Here is an 18,174-nt window from a genome sequence, read left to right as displayed (position 1 = left end):
CAGGGCCTTCTGTGATCGTGGCCGAGCGGGGCCTGGCCTGCCTTGCACGCCAGATCCGGACGCGGCTGGAGCTCGCCGGCGTGGATCTGTCCCTTCAGGGACGGACCGCGCTCGGATGGACCATCGCGATCATCTCGGGGGGCAGCGACTCGATGACGCGCTGGCGGATATGGCGAATGAGCCTCTGCAGGTCCTCGCAGTATACGGAGGGGTTGTCGAACCGTCGCTCCCGGCTGAAGCGATGCGGCATGTAGCCGCCTCCGCACACATCCCGCAGATCGCAGGCGTGGCACGTCGCGCAGAGCGCCGTGACGCCGCCCTGCATCGCGCGGACGATCGACGAGCGACGCGCGTCGTCGAGCTCGTTGCGCAGCACGTTGATGCCGAGCTTCGTGAGCCCGTGCTCGCAGCACTTGAACGCGTCGGTCGGCTCGATGCTGCCGTCGGTCTCGACGATGATCGCCCCTGCAGGTCTTCCGCCGATGTTGTCGGTGCTCATCGGATGGCCGAACAAGAGGCGCAGGATGTTCTCGAAATACCGCACGTGTCGATCGGGTCGATTCTGCTCGAACCAGAGATCGAAGAGCTCGATCATCCAGTCCCCGTACGGCATCGCCCCCGCAGGCGGCCGATGTTCATGGTTCGCGTGCGGAAGGTTGATCTCCATGCCCGGAACGTCGAGGAACTGCCACAGCTCGAACATCTCCCGAGGTGGGATGTCCGTGTTGATCACAGCGAGCACGTTCGCGAAGATCCTGGGCCCCCTCGGGTGCGCCTGGAGGCGCCGGATGGCCGCCACGACGTCGTCGAACGACCCGGCGCCCTGGTGGTCCACGCGGTGGCGGTCATGAAAGCGCTTCGGGCCGTCGATGCTGAGACCCACGTTGATGGAGAGATCCGCGAGCAGATCGATCCACTCGTCATCGATCAGCACACCGTTGGTCTGGACGCTGAAGTGCGAGCGAACGTGGGCCTCCTCCAGCGCGCCCCTGACTTGCTCCACCCACCCGCGGAAGCGGCGTCTGCCGAGCAAGAGCGGCTCCCCGCCGTGCAGGATGACGTGAACGGTCGGAATGTCGTGCCGGGCCACGTGCGATACGATGCGCTTCGACAGCGCCGTCGTGACGTCCTCGCGCATCACCGCGGGCTGGGACACGTAGGTCCGATCCGCCAGGTTGTACATGTAGCAATAGCTGCAGTTGAGGTTGCAGCGGCTCACCACCTTCACCACGTACGTCGATATGGGTACGGCGTGAGATCGGTCGGTTGCGATAGGCAGTCTCACGACGGGGGCCATCCGGGCGCTCTCCATGATGAGTGTGGTTGCGAGGAAGGGGGCTCCGGGCAGCAGCGTGCGCCGAGCCCAACCTCGAAGAGGGCATGTCTCCTCGGAGCGCCGCTGTCGCTAGCCCTCCGGCAGTACGCCGGGCCTCGGCGCGGAGCCGAAGTCAGTCCACTCGCTGAGGGTGAGTGAGTCGTGGCGCCGCCGCCCCTCGCGCAGGTCTGCGACCGATAGCATCGCGGACTTTACCGCCTCTTTCCCGATCTTCCGGATGTGCTCCGGATCAGGGTTCAGAGCAGCAAGGTTGATCTCCTTGGATTCGTCGCCAGGCGGCTCTGCCTCGACGCGCAAAGATTCATTCATGTCCTTATTCATCGTCAACTCCAGATCCCTTACACCCGGCACGCCCATCGGGTGCGGGCGCACCTCATGGTAAGCTTGTGCTACTTGCAGGCACTCGCAATGGGGTGGCAGCGGGGAGCAGGTCTGGATTCCGAGGTATAACCGGTCCTCCCGGCGACGCTGGCGGGAGGCTCCGGCAAGCCCAGCCCGACAGCTCAGGCGGTGCGGCGGGGCCTTACGAGGCGCCGACGCAGCCGCGTGGCGGCGAGCGCCGCGAGGGCGAGCAACCAGGACGGTGCCTCCCGAGGGCCATTGGCCATGCTGCAGCCGCCGCCCCCTCCTGCGCTCGGGAGATCGCCGCCGCCGCTGCTCTGCGTGCCTTGCGCGCTGGCGCCGGTGGTCGTGAGGTCATCGCTGCCAGCGCCGGTCGTGTTGGATGTGGCGCCTCCTTGATGGCTGGTGCCACCGCCCTGGCCGCCTGTGTCCGTGCCGCCAGCGCCACCTTCGCCGCCAGCGCCCCCGCCGCTGGTTCCGCCGCCTGGGTTGCCACCGGTGCCACTTCTGGCATCGCCGCCGCCGGCGCTTGGATTGCCACCGATGCCACTGCTGGCATCGCCGCCGTCCGGATTGCCACCGACACCGCCGCTGGCGCCGCCGCCGTCCGGATTGCCACCGACACCGCCGCTGGTGCCGCCGCCTTCGCCCGTGGTGCTGCCGCCGGTGCCGTCGCTGCCGCCCCCCGCGCCAGCGCTCTCGCCCCCGCCTTCGCCCGGCACGCAGGCGCCGCTCTGGCACATCCCGGGCGACGCAGGCTGCGCTGCGACATAGAGCCACGCATTGTCGAGACGTTGATACCCGGAACTGCCGCCGGCGATCAGGATGCGGCCGTCGTGGAGCCGCTCCATCACGGCGCTCTGAGCCCTCACGTCCAGCGCCGGCGCGAGCGTCCAGGTGTCGCTCGCCGGGTCGTAGATCTCGGCCGTGAAGGCACCATCATTGGCTCTGGATGGGGACGGGAGGCCCATCACCAGGACCCTGCCGTCGGGGAGGAGCGCTGCGCGGGGGGAGTCCCGTGGCTCGACCATCTCTCCGGTCGAGGTCCACGTGTCGCTCGCCGGATCGTAGATCTCGGTCGTCTTCATGTTGACTCCGGTGACTCCTACTCGTCCCCCGACGACGAGGACCCGGCCGTCCAGAAGCAGCGTTGCCGCGTGACGGCGGCGCATCCATTGCATCGAGGCGACGCGTGTCCACGTGTCGGTCGCCGCGTCGTAGATCTCCGCGCTCACCTCCTGGGATTGCCTGTCTCCGCCCGTGACGAGGACCCTGCCGTCCTGCAGCAACGTCGCCGTGGCGAGGCTTCGCGGAACGTTCATGGGCGCTGCCAGGGTCCACGTGTCGGTGACGGAGTCGTAGATCTCGGCCTTTTCTCCGCCGCCGTCGACGTTGCCGTCGCCGCTGGCGACGAGCACCCGGCCGTCTGCGAGCGGCGTGGCCGTCGCGTCGGCCATATAGCGCGACACGAGGGTGGGCGCGGCCGGCGACCAGACGCCCGTCGCAGGGTCGAATCGCACCGTCTGCGAGGGGCGCCGGAGCGGGCCATCTGCGATCCCCAGGGCCCTCCCGTCCGGAAGCGCTGCGAGCCTCATCGGGCGCCTCGCCGCGTTCAACTTCTCGGGGGGCTGCCACGAGCCCGTGCTCGGGTCGTAGCGGAGCCAGACATCGCCCGCCCGCGGCGGATTCCCTGTCTCGCCGAAGCCGATCATGAGGAGCGTCCCATCCTGGAGCAGCGTGGCCGCAGGCAGGTTGAGGAGGACGCCCATCCGCCCCGTCACCTCCCAACCCTCTGCGGAACCGGCGAAGTCGCAGGGCGCACCGTCCGGCTTCGCGGACGCGGGCGCGGCGCACCCCGCCGCGGGGTCGCACACCGGCGCTTCATGACAGTCATCGACGGGCAGGCACACCGCGAGGCTCGACCCCACGCAGGCCCCGCCCTCGCAAGCGCTCGTCGCCGAGCACACGTCGCCGTCGCTGCACGGCGTCCCGTCCGGCGCGGGCGCGCCGCCGACGCATGCGCCCGCCTCGCAGAGACCCCCGGCGACGCACGCGTCCGCGTCGTCGCAGGCGACGCCCGTGAGAGGGGTGCAGACGCCGTCCTGCGACGCGCCCGAGGCGGCCGCGCAGGCGTCGCAGGGGCCGGCGCAGGCCGCGTCGCAGCAGACCGAGTCCGCGCAGAAGCCGCTCCCGCAGTCGCTGTCGGTGTCGCAGGCCTCCCCGAGCGCTGAGCGCTCGCGGAAGAGCACGGCAGACGCCGTGGCGGTCGCGGCGTCGACGTAGCCGCCGGCGATCAGCACGCTGCCGTCGTTGAGCCGCGTCGAGGAATGGTAGGCGCGCGCCATGGTCACGGGCGGCGCCAGGTCGAGGCTCGACCAGGAGCCGGTCGCCCCATCGAAGAGCGCCTGGGTCGCATAGAAGGGGACCAGGTTCGCTGTCGAACCCACGGCTCTGCATGGCTCCACGCCTCCGGTCAACAGCACCTTTCCGCTCGGGAGCAGCGAGGTGCGCATCCCCTGGATACTCGAGGTGTCCCACCCGCACGGGCTCGATGCCGGAGCATACGGCCCGGGGGTCGACTCCCAGCGGCCGTCCTGCGGCAGGTAGAGCTGCGAGCCGGTCCTGCGCGCCGGGGGCCGGCGCACGGGGCACCTCGTTACGGGGCACGGCGTCGAGGACGCGTTCTCCACGTCTGCGTGGTCGGATGCGCGGCGTCGATGTACAGAGTGTGCCATGGCCATGGGCCGCCGACGGCGCAGCGTGCGGCTCACCGTGGCGCATTCCATCGTTTCACGCTCAGAAAATCGCTATTTACGCTGGCACCTCGGTTGCTGAGGGGGCGGCATGAAGACCTTTATCCGGTGGCTCATTCCCGTCACGCTCCTTCCTGTGTTCGCTTGCTCCGACGCGGTCGAGCAGCCTTCCGACGGCGGTTCGGGGGGCGGCACGCCCGACGACTCCCCGTCCACCAGCATATCGAGCGGCGCCGGCGGCACGCCCGAGGAGACCACGTCGTCCAGCGCATCGACCGGCGGCGACACCCCCGTCGCGTGTGATTCCTCAGGAGGGGGCGCTCCGCCGGGAGCGCGCTGCGCAAATGAAGGCGAGCTTTGCGACTACGCCTGCTCCCCCTGCAGCGTCACCTGCACCGACGGCGTGTGGGTCGAGCACTGCACCGCATGTCCCTCGATAGAGCCTGAGAACGGAACGGACTGCAGTGCCTATTACAGCGTGGGGCCGTGCAGGTATAAGCGCGAGTGTGGCACGGTGAGCGCCGCTAGCGACGGGCCGACCGGGCTTTGGGTGGTCAGCTGCGGTGACCAGAGTGACGGAGGCAACGACAGCGGCGGGGGTAATGAAGGCGGCGGCGGGGGCGCCGATGGGGGATGCGGCTAGTTCCGCGTGTCACAAATCCCGCCAGGGCTCTGTCTCGCAAACAAGAGAGATTTTGACGCAAAGGCGCCAAGAGCGCAAAGACGCAAAATATATAGAATATTTCTTTTTTGCGAATTTGCGTCTTTGCGACTTTGCGTTGAAATCTCTCCGGACCCCTGGCCGGACCTCTGGCTGGCGGAACTAGGCGTGGCCGCGGCGGCTCCTGCCGCCACGTGTGCCACGCGCTCGGCCTGCAATCGACCGCTGCGCGGCGGTCCGCCCACCTCGGCCATTCGCGCCAGAGCTCAGGAGGCGTTCCGGCGCGACTCGTTGTTCTTCGTCTCCGGGGGTGACGTCGCGCCGATGGACGTCGCGGAGCTCGCCGTGGCGCCGGTCGTGCTCGTGGCGGCGCGCTCGCTCGACGACAGCCCCGAGCTCGTCCTCGCCTCGCTCTGCTGCTGCTCGCGGTAGAGCCGGATCTCGTTCCGCACGTCGTTCACGCCCGAGATCCGCTCGGCGAGCGCCTCCAGCTGGTGCTTGAAGCGACGCTCGCGGACGGTCCCGGAGAGGATGACCTCGCCGTTCTGCACCTTCACCTCGACGTCGCTCGCGTCGAGGTCCGGCTGATCGGAGATCTGATCGCAGATATCCTCACGGATCCGCTCGTCCGAGCGCTTGTACCCCTTGGGCGGGCGACCGCGCGAGCCGCTGAGCCCGCCGCCCTGTCGAGCGGTCTGGAGGAAGCTTCGGCCGCCGGAGGCCTGTCCGCCGAACCCCTGTCCGCCGTAGGGCTGAGGATAAACGCCTTGATCGCCGCCGGAGGACGACTCGTTGCCTTCGTACCCGCGTTGCTGTCCTGGCCGCTCGTTCCAGCCGCGCTCGTCGTCGGCCCACTGCCGGAGGCCGCCGCGGGCTCCGTATCCTTCGTGGTGGCCACCGCCCAGGCCTCCCTGGCGACCGAAGCCGCCCTGGCCGCCACCAGATCCACCCTGGCCACCGAATCCACCCTGGCCTCCGAAGCCGCCTTGACCGCCCTGGCCGCCGCCGAATCCACCCTGGCCGCCGAAGCTGCCCTGGCCAGCCTGGCCGCCGAATCCACCCTGGCCGCCGAAGCTGCTCTGACCGGCGCCTTGACCGCCCTGGCCGCCGCCGAAGCCGCCCTGTCCGCCGAAGTGGCCCTGTCCGCCGAAGTGGCCCTGTCCGCCCTCATCGGCATAGCCGCCCTGCCCACCGCTGAACCCGCCGTGGCTGGCGCCGAATCCCTGGCCGCCGTAGCCGCCGAGTCCACCCTGTCCACCGAAGCTGCCCTGGCTGCCACCGAAGCTGCCCTGGCGGCCGCCGAGTCCGCCCTGGCCGCCGCCGTGACCGCCTTGGCCGCCGCCGAAGCCGCCTTGGCCGCCGTAGCCGCCCTGGCCGCCGCCGAAGTGACCTTGGCCGCCGTAACCGCCCTGGCCGCCACCGAAGCCGCCCTGGCGGCCGCCGAAGCCGCCCTCGCCGCCGCCGTAGCCGCGCCTGGCGCCAAGATCGTCGCGACCTCCTCGCTGGAAGTCATCACGCTGGCCGCCCCACGCCCGGCGCTGGACGTCCTCGCGCTGGCCCCAGCCGCGATCCTGCCTGCCCTCCCATCCGCGCTCGCCGCCGTGGCCGCGCCAGCTCGGGTCGCCCTCGTAGCCGCGTCCGCCGGATTCTCGCTGATCGGATACGGCGCGGAAATCATCGTGACCTCCTCGGGAATGGCTTCGATCGTCTCGCTGGAGGACTTGCTCGTAATTGCCACGATGCCCGTAACTAGCATCCCCGGTCGCTCCGCGCTCGCTGCGATACGCCTCGTCTCCTCGCGGTCCCTGGTGTCGCCCGCCCCTGTCCTCGTCGTGACCTCGCCCGTCGTTATGTTCCTCGTCGATCCAACCATGGCGATTCGGCATGGCTTCTCCGCCTTTCTTGCAGCACGAGCGACACCGCAGCGAGCCCGTGTCGCGACGCTTTTGTGATCCAGTCGACGTCCGGTCGACGCTCAGTCGACGCTCAGTCGACGCTCAGGCGCACGGCGGACAGCCGTCATCGGGCCGCCTTTTATGCGGGCCTGTCCGGCTCCGCGTGACCTGGAGATCCGAGGCCTCGATGCCCCGGCGCGGCCCGACGTCGCAAGAGGTATTCCAGAGCCGGCGGAGCGATGTTTCGCTGCTTTTTCAGGAAGATTACGGCCCCGCCGCGCGCGCGCCGAGGTGCAAAGCGCCCCACGTCAGAGCGACAAAGCGTCCCATCGAGACGTCATGCCACAGTGATGACGTGTGAGTCAGGGATTCCCCTGAGCATGCTCAGGGAACCGACGGACCGATCTCCGGCGCAATCGAGGGCGCTCTACAGGGCTCATGGGAGGGCCCGTGGGCAAAACATCTTGGGTCAGGTGCCCCGGACGTCGGCAGCACGGTTGTGCTCCACGCGGAGCCATTCCACCCGGTTCGATCGGCTCCTTGGCAGGCTCATCCGGCGCCGCGGGGAGGCAGGTCATGGCGCTCCGAGCGGTCGAGGGGACGGCGCCGAGCGTGTGAATTCTCGGGCTGAGCCGGCGCGGTCAGCGCGGTGTCGCCGGCTCGGCCCGCGGCCGCTCACCGCGGCGCGCGCAGCGCCTCGAGGATCCCGTCCAGTCGCTCGATGATCGCCCGGCTCTCGGCTTCCGCTCCCTGCGGCGTGCTGAGCGCGGAGGCCGCGAGCGTCGGTCCGCACGTCATCACGAAGGACGCGATCGCCTTGCCCGCAGCGGTGCGCGCGAAGATGTCGGCGTAGCCGACGGACAGGCACGTCGAGATGAACAGAAGGGCGTCCATGAAGCTCGCGCACCGCGGGTTCTCGCCGTGCTCGGCGAGGTAGAAGAGGTACGAGCAGCCGAGGATCATCACCGCGAGCGAGTCGAGGGGATCGCGCGTCATCGCGCTCCGGAAGCGCTGCTTCAGCTGGTCGTACGAGAGCTCGCCCGCTCCCCCGGCGGCGAGGCCCATCGCGACCAGGGCGGCCGCGCCGCGCAGCCTTTCATCCCGCGCGAACGCCGAGGCCGCCCGCCCGGCCGAAGGGGCGGCGGCCACGACATCTTCCAGGATCTTCCTTGCGGCGAGCGATGACGGGTCTGCCAAGGCGTGCCCTCCCTGACCACGCCGCAGACCGCGGCGCGGGATCCATGTCTCGCACGGACGAAGGCCGAAGGGAACCGGCCGCGCTCCTCATTGAAAATCCATGCGCGCGCTGCGCGGCCGCGACTACCCTCGCGCCTTCCTCGGAGCTCCCATGCCGGCCCAGCGAAGCGTGACGAAATGGCTCGAGCGAGCCCCCGCGCCGGTGTTCACGGCCTTCGCCGTGATCGCCGCGTTCGCGACCTACTTCTGCATGTACGCCTTCCGCAAGCCGTTCGCGGTCGGCTCCTACAAGGGGATGGTCGCGCTGCCGCTGCTCCCCGCGCTCGACCTGAAGAGCCTTTACATCATCGCCCAGGTGCTCGGGTACTGCGCCTCCAAGTTCCTTGGCATCAAGATCGTCTCCGAGATGCCGCCCGAGCGGCGCGCGTTCGCCATCCTCGCGTGCATCGGGGTGAGCGAGGTCGCGCTCGTCCTTTTCGCGCTCGCGCCGGCCCCGTACGCCGCCGTCTTCCTGGTGCTGAACGGCCTGCCCCTCGGCATGGTCTGGGGGCTCGTCTTCGGCTTCCTCGAGGGGCGCCGCGTGAGCGATCTTCTCGGCGCCGGACTCTGCGCCAGCTTCATCGTCGCGAGCGGCTTCGTAAAGACCGTTGGCAAAATCACGCTCGGCTGGGGGGTCCCGGAGGTCTGGATGCCGGCGGTGACGGGGGCCCTCTTCTTCCCGCCGCTGCTCCTCTCGGTGTGGATGCTCGCGCAGATCCCTCCGCCGTCGGTGGACGATGAAGCGCTCCGGACCCGGCGCGCGCCGATGGACAGCGCCGCGCGGCGCGCGTTCGTCCTCGCGAACGCGGGCGGGCTCGCGACCCTCGTCCTCGGCTACGTCGTCCTCACCGCCTACCGCGATTTTCGGGACAACTTCGCCCGCGAGATCTGGGACGCCCTCGGCTACACCGACCAGCCGGCCATCCTGACGACGGCCGAGATCCCCGTGGCGGTCGGCGCGCTCCTCTCGGTCGCGGCGATGATCGGCATCCGCAACAACCGCACGGCGCTCGCCGCGATCCACGGCGTCATGGTCGCCGGGGCGGCGCTCGCGGGGCTGAGCACCGCGCTTTACCAGGCGGGCGTCATCGGCCCTGTCGCCTGGATGATCAGCGTCGGGCTCGGGCTCTACGTGGGGTACGTCCCGTACAACTGCGTCCTCTTCGACCGGCTCATCGCGGCCGTGGGCTCGGTGGCGACGGCGGGCTTCCTGATCACCGCGGCCGACGCCTTCGGCTACCTCGGGAGCGTGGCGCTCCTGCTCTACAAGAGCTTTGGCCAGGCGAAGCGCTCGTGGATCGAGTTCTTCCTCGGCTTCAGCTACGCGACAGCGCTCGTCTGCGGGGTCCTCTTCGCCGCCTCTGCGGTGTACTTCTGGCTGCGCACCCGCGGCCCGGCCGCCGCCGCGCGGCCCGCGGCGCTCGACGCGTGAGCGCGCCGCCCGCTGCCAGCCGCGCGGGCGAGCAATGGGGGGCGCGTGGCGCGGGCGTGCGGGGGGAAGGGCTCAGTTGACCGGCGGGATCTCGGTCTTGCAGCCGACCTGGAGCTGGACCTGTCCGCCCGCCTGGAAGCGGGTGCAGGTCGCCGGGCACATCACGATCTTCGTCGGCGTGCCGCCGGTCGTGGGGTCGATGTCGTAGTACCAGCCGCCGGCGGTCGCGTCGCAGCGCGCCTCGCTGGCCACGTAGAAGATGGTCGACGGGTCGGCGCCCTCCGGCGGCGTGTGCTGGACGTTGAGCGTCCCGTAATCGAGCGTCTGCCCGGCGGACGGCGCCGGGACCTGGTACTCGCACGCGAGGCTCGTCCCGCGGATCTCGCTGAGCGCGTCGAGGAACGCCTGCGTCACGTCGGAGCTCGTGTCGATGAAGTAGGCGGACGTCGTCCCGCCGCCTTCGGCGATGCGGTTCATCGTGTCCTGGGCGCCGTCGTCGTCCCTGCCGAAGACGCCGATGACGAAGGTCGAGATGCTCGGCGAGCCGCTCAGCCCCCCGGCCGCGATCTCCGCGATGCCGTCGGCGGACGTGGGATTGCACTCGGTGGGCATCCCGTCGGTGGCGAGCACGGTGACGACCCTGTGGGTCGGGTTCGCCTCGGCGTGGGCCCTGGCCTGGGCGATCGCGCCGGACAGGGCGCCGGCGGTGGGCGTGCCCCCGTCGGGGAATGTCCGGCCGATCGATCCGATGAGCTCGTCGGCCCAGGCGGCGTCGAGCGGCGCGATCGAGACGTCGGGCGTCGCGTAGTCCTCGGTGACGCACGAGTACGGGTGCGCGCAGGTGCTCCGGGACAGCTTGTTGCACGTGCCCGCGCGGCCGGGACAGCGCTCGCCGATCTCACCGCAGATGGTGTTTGGGCTCTGGGAGCACACGCCGAGGTCGACGCACGTGTCGCCGTCCGGGCAGTCCGCGTCGGCGACGCAGACCTGGATGCCCGTGCGGGCGCCGAACGAGCTGCTACAGCCCCGGAGCGCGCACGGCCCGCTGATGCCGCACTCGTCGTTGCTCCTGCAGCTCATGGGCAGGCCGGCGTTGAGCAGAGGGAAGTACTGGAGCCCGACGCCGAGCCCCTCCGACTTGGGGTCGGTGAAGAAGGCCTCGAGCGCGTCGGTCACGGCGTCCCACTTGGTGCCGCCGGTCGCGAGCCGATCTCTCATCGACCCCGACGAGTCGAGCATGATGTAGAGGTCGAGCGGCACGAGCTCCGCCGTCTTCGTCTCCCCGGCGCACGAAGCCTCGCCGCCGGCGCCCTCGCCGGCGCCGCTGCTGGGCCCGGTGGTGATCTCTCCAGGCCCGTCGGTGCCATATCCGGTGCTCGTCGCTCCGCCTGATCCCGGGCCGCTCCCCGAGCCATTCCCCGAGCTCGCGTTGGCGCCGGCGCCCGCTCCTCCGGCGCCCGCTCCGCCGGAGACCGAGCTGTCGGACCCCCCGCACGCCGCGAAGATCACGCTGATCCCCGTCGCGGCGAGCGCCACCCTCGTTGACCGGTTCCTCATGAGAAGAATCGAAACATCCTGGAAGCGCTTTGTCGAGCGTGTTGACTCGAACGCTCTGTCGGGACCCTGGCTCGATGTGGGACGGGGTGAGACGCTTCGAGGTCAGGCGATAGCTGAGCTCCCCGTGTGCTTGCGGGTACAGGATTGCTCCGAAGCACAGGATTGCTCCGGACCATAAGGTGCTTTGGAGCACAGGGCTGCTCCGGAGCGTAGGGCTCCGCCGGAGCGCAGGGGGCTTTGGCGTACAGGGGGGGCTCCGGCGCGTGGAGCCTTGCCGGAATGCGCGGGGCGGGAGCACCCGGGGCTCCGGGGGCGGCGCGTTGCCGAGCTCAGGGATGCTTCTTCGGACCCACGAGGCTGCGGAGGACGGCGCGGGCGACCTCGGTCCCCGTCGCGTCGCGCAGGCTCACCGGGATATCGTACTCCCTGCGCTCGCTGGTCTCCGGGAGAGGGCACTCGCAGACGGCGCGGATCGTCCCGCGGGCCTTCTTCAGGTACTCGATCGAGAGGCCCGCGACGATGAACCGGGCATCGTCGGGCAGCGCGTAGGACAGCGCCGTGTTGCCGGTGAGCTCGGCGAGGTTGACGAGCGCGACGGCGTGCACCGAGCGGAGGTGGTTGCGCAGCCCCGGCCGGTCGCGCATCGAGACCTCCGCGCGGCCGCGCTCGAGGACCTCGACCTCGGCGCGGATCGTCCCCGTGTACGGGGCCATCGCGCCGATGAGCCTGCTGAACAGGCGCTTGCCCCCTGGCAAGGGGCTCAGCTTGTCCCAGACGTCGCGGATGGTGTTGCGGCGCGAGGTCGCCGCGAGCGATGCGAGAGAGAAGTCGGTGAGCTTCATGCGCTGGAGCCGCGGGGCGGGGGCGGCAGCCTGCCTCGAATCGCGCCCGGGCGCACCCGGAATCCCCGGCCAGCCGGTTCATCCCGGCGCCGCCGCGAGCCGCAACCCGGGTGCGGAACGATCCATTCTCCGCATGAATTATATTTCATTGTGTTATTCGAAATTCGGATGGCTCCGGAGCGCCCTGGCGCCCAGTTCTCGCGAGGATTTTGCGGCATTTCCGGCCTCCGGACGCCCTCGAGCAGCCGTCCGGCCCCCCGTCCGTCGCGCCTGGCCTGCCTCGGGCGGCAATCTCCCGTCCGTGCCGGGAACTGGACTTGTGTATGACAAGACCTCGACGCCCGGGCCAAGGCGGTCCACCCGAGAAAGAGCGCGCTTTCGAGCTTCTCTTTCGTGAGCAAACATCCGCGCTCGTAGGGCGCTGGCTGACGGGCCTGGGGGTCCCGTTGCGCGATCGCAAGGACCTCGCGCAGGAGGTCCTGTTCGCGGCGTTCCTCAGCTTCAACAAATACAACCCCGAGATCTCCCGGCCCGAGCGCTGGCTGAACAGGATCACGGTCCACACGGCCTCGCACTACCTGCAGCGGGCCCAGCACCGCTACGAGGAGCTCCTGCCCGACGAAGAGATCCCCCCCCTCGTCGACCCCGCCAAGACCTCGGAAGAGCTGCTGATCTCGGATCAGGAGCGGCTCGTCGTGCTGGAGCTCATGCAACAGCTCGACGCCGATGCGCACTGGATCCTGGTCGGGCACGATCTCCACAGCATCCCGATGGCGGATCTCGCGCAGCAGCGCGGCATTCCGCTGTCCACGGCGTACAAGTGGCGCGCGCGCGCCATCCGCCTGTTCCACGACATCGTCGTGAAGCGCCGGCGCGAGGACCGGAAGCGGGAGGGCTCGCGCCTCGTGCTGCCCCTGGATCTGGCGGCGCTCCTCGCCACCGCGCGGATCTCGCCGCGCGTGCCCGACGACGTGCGGGTCTCGATCCTCCGCGGCGTGCAGGAGTCGGTGGGGGCGCTCAAGGCGGGCAGCGCCGGGAAGGCCGCCGGGGGCGTCGGCCAGGCGCTGAGCGACGCCGCGACGTGGCTCAAGGGCCTCGCGAAGCTCGTCCAGCTGCCGGCCCAGGGCGCCGCGCGCCTCGTCGCCGCGCCCGCCGCGGCCACGGCGGCGGCGGCCACGGGGGCGGCCTGGCTCGCGCTCCAGGCACCGGCGCCGCCTCCGCCGGAGGTGCAGCACGTCGCGCCCGCGCTCGTCGCCGCCATGCCGCCGCGCCGGCCCGCCGAGCCGCCGGCGCCGCTCGTCGAGCCGCCGGCGCCGCTCGTCGAGCCGCCGGCGCCGCTCGTCGAGCCGCCGGCGGCCCCGGCGCCCGTCGAGGCGCCGCGGCGGAGCCCGCCGGCCCAGCGGCGAGCGCGCGCGCCGGCGCCCGACCGGGGGGAGCGCGCGCCGGCGCCGGTCGCCGCCGAGACGATCGAGAAGCTCAAGATCGAGATCGACGGGCCTGGCAGCAATCACGACATCGCCCTGTTCGACGCGGTCACCGAGGCGCTGCAGGCGCGCGATCCGGGCCGGTCGATCGCGGCGCTCCAGCGCTACGAGCGCGAGATGCCGAACACCCTCTTCCCGTCGGAGCGCAAGGTGCTCTGGATCCGGGCGTTCGTGATCGCGGGGCGCTTCCCCGAGGCGCGCGCCCTGCTCGAGGAGGTGCGGCTCGATACCGCGATCCAGCGGCCGACGATCGAGGAGCTGGACACGATCCTGAACCGCCGGTGAGCGGGCGACCGGGCCGCCGCGGGCTCTGCGCCGCGGCGGCTCAGTCGCCGGCGTAGGTGCCGAAGCTCGCCCGGCCGCTCGTGGAGACCTGCGGGGCGGCCTGGCCGACCTGCACGACCGCGGACACGAACGCGGCCGGCTTGAGCCCCTCGTCGGGCCCGGCCTCGTTGGTGATGTACTCCAGCCCGAGCCCGGCCAGGAAGCCGAACGACGTTGTGTTGCCGCCCGAGCCGAGGATGGGGATCGTCGGCGCGACGCCGACGTAGCCGAGGAGGCCGACCCGCCCCTCGCCGAGCGTCTGCACGAAGCCGCCGAGCTGCGCCGCGATCGGGAAGGCACGGCGCTCCACGGGGTCGTAGCGGTCGATCGCGAGCGCGACGCCGACGGCGCTGAGCACGCTCCGCGTGACGAGGGGCTTCTCCACCCACGGCGCGCGGGTGACCTGCAGCGTCGCCAGCATCGCCGGGACGGTGAGGTACGCGCGGAAGCAGGTCCCCGCGGCCTCGAGCGTCTGGAAGTTGTCCTCGCCGCACAGCGGGACCGAGTGGATCGCCACCGATCCCACGAGGCGCCGGGCGCGCTCCGGCTCGCCGGGCTCGTTCGAGCGCAGCGAGCTCGCGACGCGGCCCGCGTCGGAGACGAGCACCACCTTGCCCTGCGGGCTCAGCGGATCGCTGTAGACGGCCAGCCGGAGCCGCGCGTCCCCGTCGAAGTCCTCGGCGAGCGGCGGGAGCGGGAACTCCGCGCTGCTCGGCGTGACGATCCACGTGCCGTTCTGGAGGAGCTCGATCGGCGTGCCGCCCCGCATCTGATCGGTGCGCGTCAGCGAGACGTAGAGCGCGAGCGGCGCCACGAGCCGGTGCTTGGCCTGGCCCGTCAGCCGGATGCGGCAGTTGCCCAGCCGGAGCGGCGCCGGCGAGATGACGACAGCGCCGTGCGCGAGCGGCTGCGGCCCGGGGCGCGATGGATCCACGTCGGGCGCCCGGCGAGGAGGCGGCAGCCCCGCCGGCGGCGCGGCGGCCTGCGGGGCCTGCTCCGCTGCGCCGGGCTGCGCCGTCGGACCGGCCTGCGCCGCCGTCGGAGGCCGCCGGCCGGCGCCTGCGCCGCCCTGGACCTGTCCGGCCGCGCGGGGAGGGCTCCGGATGCCTGGCGGGGCAGGGGACGGCGCCCGCGGCCCGGGCGGGCGGGCGCTCCCGGGCGGCGGGGTGCTCCCGGCGTCGGTGCGGGGCGCGATCGGCGTGGGGCCGCAGTCGACCTTGAGGTCGTCGGCGAGCGGATCGGGGAAGAGGAGCCGCGCGGGGTTCGACTCGACGAGGTTCTCGAGCGGCGGGATGGTGACCCGGTACGTCGCGTTGACGACGTTGCCCGCCGCGGGCGCGTGGAGGTTGAAGGCGGTGACCCGGAGCCAGCCGCCGCCCGGGAAGACGCGGAGGATCTTGCCATCGGGGCGCCCGCAGCCGCCCGAGGCGACCTCGAGGACCGGCACGGTGAACGTGCGCTGGAACGGCTGCACGCGGGCGTTGCCGCAGCTGTCGACGATGGCGAGGTAGTGGAAATCGGCCATCTCCGATTGCTTCGGCCACTGCATGCCCAGCGTGAGCTCGCCGGCGTCGGCCGGCGGCGGCTCGGGCCGGCCGTCGCGGCAGCCGTCCACTCGATCGGGTGACGGCGCGCCCGGCGCGGCGGGGGCGCCCACGGGAGACCGCGGGGCATCGGCGACCGGGCGGTAGGCGCAGACGTGCCGGTACGAGCGGCGGCCGAGCAGCACCGGGTCGAAGTCGAGCAGGCGCTGGCCGTCCTCGGTGAGCCGCCCCCACACCGTGAGCGGCAGGGGCAGCGTCGGGGTCTGGAGCTTGATCGAGCGCAGCATCTGGTCGCCGATGGCGCTCTGCCCGGGATCCCCGGTCTGCGCCGCGCAGCCGCCGCCGCTGCACAGCCAGCGGCCGCCGCGGCGCGCGGCCTCGATCGGGACCGGATCGGTGTCGCGGACGCTCATCCAGACGCGGCGCGCGTCCGGGAAGATCTCCGGCCCGCCGGCCGACGACGCGGCGGCGCTGGCGGTGCCCGGCGGCGCGCGCACGACCTGGAGGCTGCCGCCGAAGTCGGCGGGGACGGCCATCGGCGCCGCGTCGGTCGAGCGCTTCAGGGTGGCCGGCGTGGCCGCCTCCGGCGTCGCCTCTCCATCGGTCTCCCCTGTGTCCGCCTCGGGATCGTCCTGCGCCGGCGCGGTGGCGGGCGCGGCGAGCGCGATCGCGAGCGCCGCGGCCGACAGGGACATGGCGGATCTGCGTGCGCTCACGGCGAGCCTCCCCCTCCGGCGCCCGGCTCGGGCTCCGGCTCAGTCTCCGTTTCGGTGTCCGCTTCCGGCTCCGGCTTCCGCGTGACGGTGATGGGCTCGGAGGAGCACTCCGGGCTCGCGAGCAGGCGGGGCGTCACGCGGAGCGTCGTCGTCCCCGGCGCGACCGCGACGCCCTGGATGATCGTCGCCTCGCTGTCCTCGCCGCGCAGGGTCACGGACGCCTCGCCGAGCGCGATCACCTGGTCGTCGCCGACGGTCAGGTCGACGGGGACGGCGATGCGCACGCGCTCGGCGTTGTAGGCGCTCACCTCGAAGAGATCGCCGGGCGTCCCCGCGGCGACGACGCTCCGGAGGGCGCGCACGCGGAGCAGGCGCGGCTCGGGGTCGACGGTGAGCGAGGGGATCGGGTCGAGCGCCTTCTGCCCCGAGCTCACGGCGATCTTCACCTCGCCGCCGAGGTCGCTGAAGCACAGGATGAAGGGCGGGCTCTCCCCGGTCGCGCCGAGCAGCACGCGCAGGCGCGAGGTCCGCTCGCGGCAATCGGGGGTGAGCGAGAGGGCGGCCTCGCTGTGCAGCGACTCGATGATCACGGGCGCGTGCTCCACGACGCCCGGCGCGTTCAGGGGAGGCGACGCGCGGACGCGCGCCTCGCGCGCCCGGATCGCGCCCGGCCGCCAGGTGGCGCCGAGATCGTCCGGCAGGGGGCCGATCGTGCACCTGAGGGGGACGTAGGTCGCGAGCACCCGGTCGCTGTCGCCGAGGCCCCCCGCGATGAGCGCGAAGTTGGTGGCGTCCTCCGGCAAGCCCGCGGGGAGGACGGTGATCGGGAGCTCCTCGGTGCGGTCGGCCCACGAGACGACGATCCGCGCCTCGCCGGACCAGTCGCCCTCCGAGGCGGCGGTGAAGCGGGCGTAGCCCTGGGTTCCGGCGGTGCAGCGGAACGCGCCGTCCTTCGTGCCGCACGAGGCCCCAACTTCCTGGTCGTCGCCCGCGGGGTGCAGCGCGAGCGCCTCGCTCGGGACCGCGCGGACCTCGACGTAGCCGCCGTACGCCGGCTCGTTCGCCTCGGTGAGCTTGAGCGAGACCGCGGTCGACCACGGGCTCTGGCGGGGCAGCACCGGCTTGCCCGCCTCGTCGAGCGTGTCGGCGGCGAACAGCGGCCCGGCGACGTCGGCGCGGAGCTCGACCTGCCCGCTCCCGGCGAGGGGGTAGCCGCGCTCGATGCAGGCCGAGGCGAGCGAGGCGAGGAGGAGCGCGCCGGCGGCCGCCGCGAGGAGCGGCGCGCTCGGTCGGCGTGGGCGGCGCGGGTCGTGCGGGCGGCGCGGGCGAGCTTTCGCGTGGAGCGCGCGTGGAGCGCGCGGCGCGCGCGGGCAGGAGCGGGGCACGGCCGGCCGGGGCGCGCTCACTTCTGGTAGATCTCGGTGTACTCGGTCCCGAGCGGGTGGCGGTGCCAGGCGTAAGCGCTCTGCGGGAACCCGCTCTCGTCGGTGTAGTCGCAAGGGCCGAGCTCCCACTCGGTGTGCCAGACGCTCGCGCCCGTCGCGGGGTCGACGGACATCCCGTGGGCGGTCACGTCGCTCTCCGGCTCGGCCGGGTCGTGCACGACCTGCGTGGCCTCGTCGAGGTAGCGCTCGAGGACCGCGATGGGGATGCGCGCCACGCGCTTGCCGGGCATCGGGATGAGGAACACGTCGCTCTTGTCAACGGTGCTGGTCATGGAGCTCTCTCCGGGCGAGCAGCGGGGGGCGGCGTCCCGGGCCGCGGAGCGCAGGCTCCGTGGCCGCGGGTCGCGCCGGAGCGCGGGCTCTCACCGGTGCTCGGCGCCGTCCCTCCAACGCGGCGCCGAGCATACCCGCTTCCCGCAACGCGAGGGAGCGCTTCGCGCGGCGCGGGCATGCGGGGCCGAGGTGTTCCCGCGCTCTCGGCGCTGGAGCCGCCGCGAGCGGGCCCGCCGCGGCGAGGGGAGGCCTCACGCGACGATCGTTTCGAGGAGGGACCTGCGCGCGGCGCATGGATGGACATCGCGTGTCCGGTGGCGCCGACCACCAGCGC

General features: G+C 71.9%; 13 protein-coding genes. 3 read left to right on the top strand and 10 right to left on the bottom strand.

Going from position 1 to position 18,174, the window contains the following annotated elements; translation table 11 throughout:
• Positions 1–94 precede the first annotated feature (94 nt).
• The 4 genes from WMF29_RS28235 to WMF29_RS28220 all read right to left on the bottom strand — a co-directional run bounded on the left by WMF29_RS28235 (position 95) and on the right by WMF29_RS28220 (position 5,712).
• Positions 95–1,228, bottom strand: a complete 1,134-nt coding sequence (locus tag WMF29_RS28235) for a radical SAM protein (protein WP_437323241.1) — start codon at positions 1,226–1,228, stop codon at positions 95–97.
• Positions 1,229–1,405: 177 nt separating this feature from the next.
• Positions 1,406–1,657, bottom strand: a complete 252-nt coding sequence (locus WMF29_RS28230) for a hypothetical protein (protein ID WP_437323240.1) — start codon at positions 1,655–1,657, stop codon at positions 1,406–1,408.
• Positions 1,658–1,839: 182 nt separating this feature from the next.
• Positions 1,840–4,323, bottom strand: a complete 2,484-nt coding sequence (locus WMF29_RS28225) for a hypothetical protein (protein ID WP_437323239.1) — start codon at positions 4,321–4,323, stop codon at positions 1,840–1,842.
• Positions 4,324–5,358: 1,035 nt separating this feature from the next.
• Positions 5,359–5,712, bottom strand: a complete 354-nt coding sequence (locus WMF29_RS28220) for a BON domain-containing protein (RefSeq protein WP_437331176.1) — start codon at positions 5,710–5,712, stop codon at positions 5,359–5,361.
• 147 nt (positions 5,713–5,859) lie between these two features.
• On the opposite strand from WMF29_RS28220, the gene WMF29_RS28215 reads away from it, so the two are divergent.
• Complete coding sequence (locus tag WMF29_RS28215; RefSeq protein WP_437331260.1) at positions 5,860–7,044, top strand: hypothetical protein; 1,185 nt, start codon at positions 5,860–5,862, stop codon at positions 7,042–7,044.
• 618 nt (positions 7,045–7,662) lie between these two features.
• Here the strand turns inward: WMF29_RS28215 and WMF29_RS28210 are convergent.
• Positions 7,663–8,184, bottom strand: coding sequence for an ion channel (locus tag WMF29_RS28210; RefSeq protein ID WP_437323238.1), 522 nt, complete (start codon positions 8,182–8,184; stop codon positions 7,663–7,665).
• A gap of 151 nt (positions 8,185–8,335) precedes the next feature.
• Here WMF29_RS28210 and WMF29_RS28205 point away from each other — a divergent pair, with 151 nt between their 5' ends.
• Positions 8,336–9,655, top strand: coding sequence for a DUF5690 family protein (locus WMF29_RS28205; RefSeq protein ID WP_437323237.1), 1,320 nt, complete (start codon positions 8,336–8,338; stop codon positions 9,653–9,655).
• A 72-nt stretch (positions 9,656–9,727) separates the two neighbouring features.
• Here the strand turns inward: WMF29_RS28205 and WMF29_RS28200 are convergent, their stop codons facing one another.
• Both WMF29_RS28200 and WMF29_RS28195 read right to left on the bottom strand, forming a co-directional pair.
• Complete coding sequence (locus tag WMF29_RS28200; RefSeq protein ID WP_437323236.1) at positions 9,728–11,212, bottom strand: hypothetical protein; 1,485 nt, start codon at positions 11,210–11,212, stop codon at positions 9,728–9,730.
• 329 nt (positions 11,213–11,541) lie between these two features.
• On the bottom strand, positions 11,542–12,054 hold the full coding sequence (locus WMF29_RS28195) for a hotdog fold domain-containing protein (protein WP_272094140.1): 513 nt from the start codon (positions 12,052–12,054) through the stop codon (positions 11,542–11,544).
• 446 nt (positions 12,055–12,500) lie between these two features.
• Between WMF29_RS28195 and WMF29_RS28190 the strand changes: the two genes are divergently transcribed.
• Positions 12,501–13,823 carry an RNA polymerase sigma factor gene (locus tag WMF29_RS28190; protein ID WP_437323235.1) on the top strand — a complete coding sequence of 441 codons (1,323 nt, stop codon included), beginning with the start codon at positions 12,501–12,503 and terminating at the stop codon, positions 13,821–13,823.
• Between the two features lie 40 nt (positions 13,824–13,863).
• On the opposite strand, the gene WMF29_RS28185 is transcribed toward WMF29_RS28190, so the two are convergent.
• Genes WMF29_RS28185 through WMF29_RS28175 form a run of 3 tightly spaced genes read right to left on the bottom strand, consistent with a single transcriptional unit; the run spans position 13,864 to position 17,839 of the window.
• Positions 13,864–16,122 carry a hypothetical protein gene (locus WMF29_RS28185; RefSeq protein WP_437323234.1) on the bottom strand — a complete coding sequence of 753 codons (2,259 nt, stop codon included), beginning with the start codon at positions 16,120–16,122 and terminating at the stop codon, positions 13,864–13,866.
• Positions 16,119–17,528 (bottom strand): hypothetical protein, encoded by a 1,410-nt coding sequence (locus tag WMF29_RS28180; protein WP_437323233.1) that lies wholly within the window; start codon positions 17,526–17,528, stop codon positions 16,119–16,121. The genes WMF29_RS28185 and WMF29_RS28180 overlap by 4 nt, the downstream gene beginning before the upstream one ends.
• Positions 17,525–17,839 carry a hypothetical protein gene (locus WMF29_RS28175; RefSeq protein WP_437323232.1) on the bottom strand — a complete coding sequence of 105 codons (315 nt, stop codon included), beginning with the start codon at positions 17,837–17,839 and terminating at the stop codon, positions 17,525–17,527. The genes WMF29_RS28180 and WMF29_RS28175 overlap by 4 nt, the downstream gene beginning before the upstream one ends.
• Between the last annotated feature and the right edge of the window lie 335 nt (positions 17,840–18,174).

Source organism: Sorangium sp. So ce381 (assembly GCF_051473845.1).
Lineage (GTDB): Bacteria > Myxococcota_A > Polyangia > Polyangiales > Polyangiaceae > Sorangium > Sorangium atrum.
This window is presented reverse-complemented; position numbering and strand designations above follow the sequence as displayed.